Annotated in this window: 5 protein-coding genes; all 5 read right to left on the bottom strand. The window is 38.1% G+C overall.

Annotation, left to right across the window (positions count from 1 at the left end):
* Window positions 1-243: 243 nt before the first annotated feature.
* Complete coding sequence (locus tag GLP24_RS19605) at window positions 244-1,080, bottom strand: PDDEXK nuclease domain-containing protein (RefSeq protein WP_232616428.1); 837 nt, start codon at window positions 1,078-1,080, stop codon at window positions 244-246.
* Window positions 1,077-1,244, bottom strand: a complete 168-nt coding sequence (locus GLP24_RS19600; RefSeq protein ID WP_232616426.1) for a DUF1016 N-terminal domain-containing protein — start codon at window positions 1,242-1,244, stop codon at window positions 1,077-1,079. The genes GLP24_RS19605 and GLP24_RS19600 overlap by 4 nt, the downstream gene beginning before the upstream one ends.
* Before the next feature lie 80 nt (window positions 1,245-1,324).
* A complete protein-coding gene (locus GLP24_RS19595) occupies window positions 1,325-2,293 on the bottom strand; it encodes a ParB family protein (RefSeq protein ID WP_232616425.1) in 969 nt (322 codons plus the stop codon).
* A 1-nt stretch (window position 2,294) separates the two neighbouring features.
* Complete coding sequence (locus GLP24_RS19590; protein WP_232616424.1) at window positions 2,295-3,545, bottom strand: ParA family protein; 1,251 nt, start codon at window positions 3,543-3,545, stop codon at window positions 2,295-2,297.
* Between the two features lie 368 nt (window positions 3,546-3,913).
* Window positions 3,914-4,606: an IS6 family transposase gene (locus GLP24_RS19585; protein WP_232616427.1), complete on the bottom strand. Its 693-nt coding sequence runs from the start codon at window positions 4,604-4,606 to the stop codon at window positions 3,914-3,916.
* Window positions 4,607-4,668 lie beyond the last annotated feature (62 nt).

Here is a 4,668-nt window from a genome sequence, read left to right as displayed (position 1 = left end):
ACCATTTTTCAGTGCATTATGAAAGCATTTATCTAAAGTAAAAAGAGCATTGATACTATTCGGGTTATACATAAGCCAGTGCTAGCGTGATTCTGATGATGTGATTGTATTAGATGAACTTACAGCAGGAAAGTTGCAACCGAAGGTTGATGCTCTTGTTAAAAAACATCAGACTCACTTTCAGTCAATGGACCATGCCAATTAGAAATTGGCGACAAGCCCTGAACCGTTACACATAATTATTTACAGGGACCGTTGTTCTGACAATGTCGCTTCGACTTCATTGGGTAAATACAGCTGATACTTTTGCACAAATAAGTTTTTATCTATGCCATACGTCGCGTACTTCACAAGTAGCTCATCTTTATCTTTACTTAGGATAATACCAATTGGTGGGTTATCCCCTTCAATATTTTCTTCTGCAGCAAAATAACCCATATATATGTTCATTTGGCCAATATCTTGGTGCTTAACATCATTGATCTTTAAATCGATGAGCACAAAGCAGCGTAAAATACGGTGATAAAAAACCAAATCTACTTTGTAATGGCTATTATTTAACGTAATGCGGTACTGACGTCCAACAAACGTAAAGCCTTTGCCTAGCTCTAATAAGAAATGTTCTAAGTGTTCACATAGCGCACTTTCTAAGTCTTTTTTGCTGTAGTGATTTCGTTCTGGCAGGTTAAGAAACTCAAAAACGTAACTATCACGATTTATGTCTTCTGGTTTGGCAACTAGGGTATTCTGTTGTGAAAGGGCGATGACCTCTTCTTTATCTTTACTTGCCGCTAAACGCAAAAACAAGCCGGTTTCTTTTTGACGCTTAAGCTCTCTTACACTCCAATTAGCGTTTACTGCTTGGTTTATGTAAAACGCACGTTCTGTCGTGTTATCAATTTTTAATAACTCAACATAATGTGACCAACTCAAATGGTGCGACAGTGTCGCACCATTTCGATTCGCAAGATAAAATTGGCGAAACCGCTTTAAATTAGAAAGACTAAAACCTTTACTATGAGCTAATTTTAAATCTCGACTTAAGTTGGTGAGTAACTGTTTTCCGTACTGCGCTGTTATTTGCCCTTCTTGTTCAAACTCAATATATGTTGTCCAATCTTACAATAAGTCATTACTAAGCCAGCGTTAATCGCTGAGATTGTCTTCGCTTGACCTTGTGAGAAAGTAGTAGAGATCATACCTAGTAAATTATGGCATTTCGCATCAATAAGTTTATTTATCATGAATTCAGTTGTCCAAGAAACTTTAGTGTCGAGATGGTTGTTTTTCTAATGTTTGAAAAACAACCCCCATTGTCCCCAGTTTAATTATCTACCGAACCTGCGTTCACTTTATCAGATACATACTTAATGATGTCATCGTAAAGTTCAGAAGGTAACCGGCTCAACTCAATTTTTAAACTACGGTTATCACTGCTTTTTAATACTTTAGCGTAGGTGTTTTTATCATCAAAATCGGCTAGTGTTGTCGTATTCCAAGTGACTTTATCTGTCGGTTTTTTAAGTTTGACTTCCATTAGGTTCAAAATCGCTTTTTGCTTATCTTCAACACTCGTTTCTTCTTCAGCGTCATTAAATTTTAGTGATGAAATGAACTTGGTAACACTTGTATTTTCTTTAGATAATTGCTTTTCAATTTTTGCCAATTTTGCATAGTAACCATTTGGGATTCCTTCACAATCTGGAAATACTGAAATCAACGCTTGATTAATCGATGCAGCAACATAACGTTTACGACAGGTTTCACGGCCTACTGAAAGATATTCGGCTAGTTCATCAATCTTAGTGAAAGCACCCTCTTTCATCAGCGTTTCGTAATCAGCGCCAAGCTCACGATAAGACAAACGCTTTACTGATTGAGTCGTTTGAATAAAAGCGATTAAATCCGCGTCATCGATACTCTCTTCAATCACCCATAGTGGCAGTTCTTTTTGTGCATGAAGACAGCTATAACGACGACGTGAACTATCAAGCAGTTCATAAATGCCCTGTACATTTTTGGTAGCGACGCCTTCGGTATGAACGCCCTCTTGTTCAATGCTGATTAAAATATCGCGCACTGAATCAAGTGTCAGTGAATCTTGTCGTCTTGGGTTTAACTTATGAATAACAGTTTTATTTTTTAATTCGTTCGCAGCTACGACAATTCGTGTTGCACTTACTTTCCGACCACTAGCAAAGGAGAAGGTTTTTTTTATGCCTTCATTTTTTTGTAATTTACTAAGATTGTTCCCTTGATTGAAACCGGTGCGTTTATCTTGAGGTCTTTGCATCTTACAGTCCTTTGGTTGCTAGCTGTTTAATCTCGGTGATGAATTGATGATAAACCGCATTCACTGAAGTCATTGCTAAATCGAATTGTTTACCACTGCACACTTGCTCTGATTTTCTAATATCTAAAACGGTTCTATTGCTTTCTGCTGCTGCAACAAAGGCTTCTGAATGTCGAATAGAAGTCGATAGTAAATGACCTTGGGCGGCACGTAATAATTTATCGAATACCTTCATTTCATGAGCGCTCTTTTCATCAAAATTAACCGGTAATAATTTGGCCCATTTAAGGTTTTTACCTTTAGATGGTAGCTCTCTAAAGGTACTTGGCATTGTGGCCATGTAATTACTTGTAGATGCGAAATCAAATTCTCGTGGAGTTACTGGAATAAGAACGGCATCCGCAGTTTCGTTAACTGCCCATAATATTGGGGAGTTCTGCGGCGGTGTATCGATGAAGATAAGATCGTATTCGTCTTTTAGTACTGATAATATTTTTTCACGAAGCAAGGTTAATAGTTGCTGCTGCCCTTCAGTATTTTGTCTCCAGTAGGCATCAACAAAACGCTCGTCTGATGGAAACGCAGGAATAACATCTAAGTTTGGTAAATGGGTTTTGAATGGAATGGCTTTTACTAATTCAGCATAATCATATCCAGAAGCTAAGTACTGCGCGAAATCACCTTCAGGCTCTAGTTCTGATAAGGCAACATCAACGGCTGTCATGTATACCGATTCTTCATCCGCTTGGTGGATAAGGTTTTGACCTGTTGAACCTTGTGGATCTAAATCAATAATCAAGCAACGTGCGTTTAGGTTTAAGTCTAACGCAGTGGCAGTCGCAAGCGTAACGGTTGTTGTTGATTTACCTGTGCCGCCTTTATGGTTTTCAACAACAATGGTCGTTGGCTCAAAGCGTTGTGAATATTTTGGATACGCCATGTAATCCATAAAATTGGTCACATCAAAACGGTTGTATAAATGTGTTCGGCCTTGAATGATTGGTTGGCCAATAATGCCCTTTTCAATTGCTTCATTAATGCGAGTGTTAAATGTTACGCGAGATAAACCAAACAGCTCTTGAAGCTCTTTCTTTTTTAAACAGTGGTTGTAAATAAGACGATCAACACTGTCTTTAATTTCAGTGTCAGTCACGTTGATTTGCATTCGCTCTTTTATTACTGCTTTTAAATCAGATTGCTCTTGTTGCATTCGCTCAGAAACAAGATCTAAAGAATCAAGAATTGTGCCCATTCCATTTGCCTCGGTATTCATAAAAAATATGTATACATGATAATGCGCTATATCGAGATATTAAACCATTAAAGCGTGTTTTTTGCATAAAATGGTTTAATTTGTTATATTTAAGCCTATTTGTCTGGGGACAATGGGGGTTGTAATTGAGACATATTACTTAAATCAACCTGAATCTGTTAGTTTTTTACTCCAACCCATCAATCAAACCTTGATTATATAATCCGCCCCAATCGTAAAAAAAGGAGGCAAAGCCTTGGCCTCAGGTAATGTGGTTAAATCCAATGGCTGCAATGATAACGCCTGCTGAAATAGGGTTCTGTCGCAAAGTTTTAGTTAGATACAGACGTGTCAAATTGCAAATACTATTATACAGCGAGCGCGTAAAAGCGCTCCCAAACAGGCAAACTTACATCACCAACTTGCCCCCGTTTTATCTGAGCCCAAACTTCTTGGCCCGACATAGTGGCCGTTGCTCCTTCTACAGACTTCCAGCCTAACGCCTGTACCATCTTCTGTTTGATTGGTCGGTGACTCTGCTCAACGATATTATTCAGATATTTAATATCGACAATTTCTATTAAATTCAGCATGAAGATCACCGTCTGCCAAAGGGATACATTCATGTTATGCAGTGCTAAGGCATTTGCTCCACTTTTATCAATAACGACTTTATGTGGTAACCCATTACTGCCTATAGCTTTTCGTAAGAAGGTACTCGCTGCCTTTTCATCACGTTGACGACTAAGGTAAAAGTCAACAATATCGCCATGTTTATCAACGGCACGGTAGTAATACCACCATTCCCCTTTAATATTGATATATGTTTCATCCATTCGCCATGAAGAAGATACTGGGCGTTTCAATTGTCTTGCTCTTATTTCTAACAAAGGAGCAAATCTAATCACCCAACGATTTAATGTGGAATGGTCAACATTAATGCCTCGCTCAGCCAGAATTTCTTCAATTTCACGATAACTAAGCTTATAAGAAATGTAATAACGAACAGCCATTAAGATGAGAGAGGATGGAAACTGGCAACCTTTAAAGTTCATGGTGATCAACGAATAGACAATGATAATGCCTAGTTAACCATAAATAGGGATAACTTTGCGACAGAACC

It is taken from the genome of Photobacterium carnosum, assembly GCF_021236965.1.
Classification (GTDB): domain Bacteria; phylum Pseudomonadota; class Gammaproteobacteria; order Enterobacterales; family Vibrionaceae; genus Photobacterium; species Photobacterium carnosum.
This window is presented reverse-complemented; position numbering and strand designations above follow the sequence as displayed.